We start from the raw sequence: 5,496 nt of genomic DNA, 5'->3' as shown, positions 1-5,496 counted from the left end.
GACACCGCCCTTTCACGGCGGTAACAGGGGTTCGAATCCCCTAGGGGACGCCATATATCAAAACCAGCCAAGTGCTGGTTTTTTTATGCCTGATATTCTGTAAAGAATATTCGGTAACATGATATCCGATAAATGATATTCGGTAAGTGCTAGTATTAAACGACTGGTTTTTAAATACTATTTACACGATTGGGATATTATTCCCTCCACAACAATCCTGACTTTGAGAATTTGTTATGCATATTACCCTAGCTCCTATGGAAGGTGTCGTCGATCATCTGATGCGTGATATGCTAACCCAGGTCGGTGGTTTTGATTTGTGTGTAACAGAGTTTGTGCGAGTCGTGCAGACAAAACTTCCGAAAAAAGTGTTTTATCGTTTGTGTCCAGAATTACACCATGGTGGTCTGACACCAGCTGGTGTGCCTGTTAAAGTTCAGCTTCTTGGTCAACACCCTGAATGGATGGCGGAAAATGCTCTCACTGCGATTGAGCTGGGCTCACATGGCATAGATATCAATTTTGGTTGCCCCGCCAAAACCGTCAATAAATCTCAAGGCGGTGCAGTTTTACTCCAATACCCTGATATGTTGTATAAAATAGTCAAAGCTGTTCGTGACGCTGTCCCTATAGAACATGCTGTTACTGCAAAAATTCGCTTAGGTTTTAATGATACTTTACTGGCCCTAGAAAATGCAGATGCTATTTACCAAGCAGGTGCATCCAGTTTAGCCATCCATGCCCGTACCAAAAGAGATGGTTATCGTCCTCCTGCATACTGGCCATGGATAGCTAAAATCAAAGCAACTGTGGACATGCCGTTGGTAGCAAATGGTGAAATCTGGAGTGCCGCAGATGCAACGCTTTGTCAGGAGCAGTCACAATGTACCAATCTTATGCTAGGGCGCGGTGCATTGGCTTTACCTAACCTAGCCAAAAGTATAAAAATTAATGAAGCTCCTATGTCTTGGGAGGCATTGAAATTACTGCTCATCCATTATTCAGGCTATGAAATATATGGTGACAAAGGCCGCTACTACCCCAATAGAATCAAGCAATGGCTCAGTTATCTAAAAATTCAATACCCTGAGGCTGAGAGTCTTTTTACCCAGATCCGCAAACTAAACAACGCTAAAGATATCGTTGACGTCTTACAAAAAAATTAAGCAAAAACAGCATAGTAGTCTATATTTGTAAGACTAGTTACAGGTGTAACTTAATCATTTAAGGGTACATCTTCATGATACTGCATCATCTGCGCAAAAGACTTCTCATCTCGTATGGGGTGCTTGTCGTGTTGCTGACGTTATCATTTTTTAGTTATTTGTATATTACTGCGACCCAACAGCGCCAAATTGCAGCACAAGATAACTTAGACCTCCTTAATCAATCTATCCATATAATGTTAAAAAAGACGTTTAACCAATACCAACCTACGTCAAAAAACTCAGCTGAATCACCATCTATGTCAGCGCAAGAAATCTTCTCAGCAAATATCGATATGGAAGTTGTTGAGGAGGTCACTTCATTTATTCGAGACTTGGGATTAGATTATCCGTTATCTATATTTTTCTACAATACAGAGCAAACAGAATCGTACAAAGTCACGATTTCTCCTGTAGTGCAACCAGAGTATTCCATATTATCAATAAACGAAGTGATCTATCTAAAAAGTGAAAAACAGATCATGGACACTGCTCATCCTTTATATGGTTTTAGAACAGGTCTTGAAACAGAATATCAACCGATAATAAAACCGTCGGAGATATTCTCTTTAAATCAGTTTTTGAGCATGCTGTTGATTATCTTAACGTCACTTTTGATTGTTTTTATGGTTTCTGATTTTATCGCAAAACCCATTACAGATTTTGCCAAGGTCGCTAGAAAAATCACCTCGCTTAATCTGGATGCTGATAATATCCTTTACAATAATACCGAAACGGATTTCGTCACTGATACCTCTATCTGGGAAGTGCAACATTTAGCAATTTCATTGACGTCCATGATGAGAAAAATTAAAAAACAACAATTATCGCTGATCGAGTTCAATCAAAATTTAGAACAAAAAGTCCAGGAACGAACTGAACAGTTAAATCAAATCAATGCTGAGTTATTAAAAATATCTCGTAGAGATGCTTTGACTGGCTTGAATAACCGCTTAGCATTAGATGAAATGTTACGTCACGATTTTATCCAATACCAACGCAGTGAAACGCCATATACCGTCATGTTACTAGATATTGACTATTTCAAAGAGGTGAACGATCGACACGGGCATGCAGTAGGAGATAGCGTATTAAAAGAACTGGGTAAGTGTTTATCCAATTGTATGCGCGAGACCGATTTTGTGGCTCGTTATGGTGGTGAAGAGTTTTTAATTATCCTACCCAATACTGTGCAATATGCGTTTATATTAGCAGAGAAGCTGCGAACTGTTATCGCTTCCATTGTTTTTCCAACCGCTGGCCATTTGACAGTGAGTATTGGGCTTTCTGTCGTTGAAGCATCTGACCAAGAACCAGAGGATGCCGTGCGCCGTGCTGACCAAGCGTTATATCTAGCCAAAGAAGAGGGACGTAACCAAGCTAAAATGATTTAATCCGCCTGAATATCTTCCGATAACTTGCAACTCCTTAGAACTTTGGATAGTTTAAGTCTTGTTAACATAACGACATTAACTAACAAGGATCCTTTGAGCATGAATAATAACAAAAGGCACTGGAGCTACTCATTGCTAGCTCTAGCACTCAGTTCTGTATTCCTAACTGGCTGTGATGAAGAAGCTAGTGCTAAAGTGGAACAGGAAAACACCCAACCGAATACTTCAACTACTATTAGTGACCCATATCCAAGTACTTATGAGCGCTTAGCCAGTGAGCCCACTCTCATCAAAAACGTGACGCTGTACGATGGTATCGGTGGCATCTTCGAAAATACCCAAATTTTATTACAAGATGGCAAGATACAAGGACTTGGTGACGATATTGATTTACCAGATAGCTATCTGGAAATTGATGGTACAGGTAAATTTGTGACGCCTGGTATCATCGATACTCACTCGCATTTGGGCGTGTACCCTTCACCCGACACACGTTCTCATGCCGACGGTAATGAGGCAACTTCTCCTGTAACTGCCGAAGTTTGGGCCGAACATTCAGTGTGGCCTCAGGATCCGGGTTTTGGTCGAGCGCTAGCAGGTGGTGTGACATCATTACAGATATTACCTGGCTCGGCAAACCTGTTTGGTGGACGTAGTGTGGTTTTGAAAAACCTCCCTGATCGTACCATGCAAGATATGAAATTCCCCGATGCCCCATACGGTATTAAAATGGCCTGTGGTGAAAACCCCAAGCGTGTTTATGGTCGCAAAGGCGGTCCATCTACACGTATGGCTAATGTTGCCGGTTATCGCTCTGCGTGGATTAGTGCAGCAAAATACAAAGCGGATTGGGATGCTTATGAAACAGCAGTTGCTGCTGGTGAAGATGCAACTCCACCGCGTCGTGACTTGAACAACGAGACCTTAAAAGGTGTGTTAGACGGTGATATTATCGTGCATATGCACTGTTATCGCGCTGATGAAATGACGGTCATGATGGACGTGATGCAAGAATTTGATTATCAAATCGGTTCTTTTCACCATGCTGTAGAAGGTTATAAAATTGCTGATAAACTCGCACAAAACAATGTCTGTGCGTCAATGTGGGCTGATTGGTGGGGCTTTAAAATGGAAGCCTATGACGGGATCAGAGAAAATGTAGCGATGGTTCATCAGGCAGGTGCCTGTGCGGTCGTCCATTCTGACAGTGATATTGGTATCCAACGCTTGAATCAAGAAGCTGCTAAAGCTTGGGCTGACGGACGACGTGCCGGTATTGATATTCCCAAAGCGGATGCTTGGCAATGGTTAACCTCTAATGCCGCAAAATCATTGGGTATCTTTGACCAAACGGGTTCATTAGAAGTGGGTAAAAATGCGGATGTTGTCTTGTGGAGCGCCGAACCATTTTCGACTTATAGCCAAGCAGAAAAAGTGTTTATTGATGGTGGCTTAGCATTTGACCGAACCCAGCCAGATACTTGGCCGGTTAGTGATTTTGAGTTAGGACAAGTTGGTGCAGGAGATCAAAAATGAAATTATCACAATCGATTAAATTAGCGTTATTAGGTATGGGCGCATTAACGTTATCTACTGCAACATTGGCTGAACAGTTTGCCATCATCGGTGGACAGGTACATACCCAAAGCCAACAAGGTACCTTAGCCGAGGGGACTGTGTTGATTAAGGACGGTAAAATAGAACGTATCCTCAAAGGCTCTGAGGCACCGCGTGGTTATGAACGCATTGATGCAACCGGTAAAGTTGTGACCCCTGGTTTCATTGGTGCTTATACCGCCATAGGTTTAGTCGAGGTCGGTTTATCTGCTGGGCAGGTCGACTCCTCCACATCCGAACATCCTGTGACTACGGTAGGGGCTGCAATTGATGTATCGTATGCGGTAAATTCGGATAGTAGTTTGATTCCTATTACTCGTATCGAAGGCTTTACCAGTGTGGCTACTGGGATTGAATATTCGGATTATATGTTTAAAGGCCAAGGTGCTTTAATCAAATTAACTGACTCTGACAGTCTCATCCAATCACGTGCATTTATGGCTTTGAGTGTAAATAACAGCACAGTATCTGATACTGGAGGTACAAGAGGCACGCTATGGGTCGCGCTAAACCAAGCTTTACATGAAGCAAGTGCAGCGTTGAACTTGGATTTAGGGCCAACGAAGCCATGGCATGGAATGATTTCACGTGCCGATGCGAAAGCTCTAGTACCAGTTTTAGAAGGTGACACGCCTTTGTTGATCAAAGCGGATCGCAAAGCAGACATATTGCATGTGCTTGCATTGCAAAAACGTTTCCCTAACTTGGATCTTGTCTTGGTGTCTGCCGCCGAAGCTTGGCGAGTGGCTGATGAATTAGCTACAGCTAATATTCCGGTGATCTTAAACCCTGAATACAATCTCCCAGGAGCCTTTGATACTTTAGGTGCTACCTTGACAAATGCAGGGCGCTTAGAAAAAGCAGGTGTGACAGTGGCTATCGGGATCGAAACACACAATATTCGTCTTGCGACACAGCATGCCGGTAATGCAGTTGCCAATGGTCTGTCACACGCACAGGGTATTGCTGCTTTATCCAAAAACGTGGCAGAAATCTTTGGTGTCGAAGATCAAATTGGCTCATTAGCTCCTGGGATGCAAGCTGACATAGTTGTTTGGTCAGGGGATCCTCTTGAGGTAACAGAAGCGCCAGAACATGTGTTTATTAATGGCCAGCCGATACCTTTGCAGTCTCGGCAAACCTTGTTGCGTGACCGTTATCTAGGTTTACAAGATGAGGTTCCGATGCCGCATAATCGACCATAACAACACTATTTGGCTTGAGATAGTGAACTACCCCGCGACAGAGCAAGTCTGATCACGGGGCTTCGGCTGTAAAGC

At 42.9% G+C, this 5,496-nt stretch carries 4 protein-coding genes; all 4 read left to right on the top strand.

The window, feature by feature from the left end:
- Positions 1–236 precede the first annotated feature (236 nt).
- The 4 genes from NLF92_RS12550 to NLF92_RS12535 all read left to right on the top strand — a co-directional run bounded on the left by NLF92_RS12550 (position 237) and on the right by NLF92_RS12535 (position 5,421).
- Positions 237–1,166, top strand: coding sequence for a tRNA-dihydrouridine synthase (locus NLF92_RS12550; RefSeq protein ID WP_254102508.1), 930 nt, complete (start codon positions 237–239; stop codon positions 1,164–1,166).
- Positions 1,167–1,240: 74 nt separating this feature from the next.
- Positions 1,241–2,599 carry a GGDEF domain-containing protein gene (locus tag NLF92_RS12545; RefSeq protein ID WP_254102506.1) on the top strand — a complete coding sequence of 453 codons (1,359 nt, stop codon included), beginning with the start codon at positions 1,241–1,243 and terminating at the stop codon, positions 2,597–2,599.
- A gap of 99 nt (positions 2,600–2,698) precedes the next feature.
- Positions 2,699–4,135 carry an amidohydrolase gene (locus tag NLF92_RS12540; protein ID WP_254102504.1) on the top strand — a complete coding sequence of 479 codons (1,437 nt, stop codon included), beginning with the start codon at positions 2,699–2,701 and terminating at the stop codon, positions 4,133–4,135.
- Positions 4,132–5,421: an amidohydrolase family protein gene (locus NLF92_RS12535; protein WP_254102497.1), complete on the top strand. Its 1,290-nt coding sequence runs from the start codon at positions 4,132–4,134 to the stop codon at positions 5,419–5,421. The genes NLF92_RS12540 and NLF92_RS12535 overlap by 4 nt, the downstream gene beginning before the upstream one ends.
- The last annotated feature ends 75 nt before the right edge of the window (positions 5,422–5,496 follow it).

Source organism: Opacimonas viscosa, assembly GCF_024199005.1.
Lineage (GTDB): Bacteria > Pseudomonadota > Gammaproteobacteria > Enterobacterales > Alteromonadaceae > Opacimonas > Opacimonas viscosa.
The sequence above is the reverse complement of the archived record's forward strand: the minus strand, read 5'-3'. Positions and strand labels throughout refer to the sequence as shown.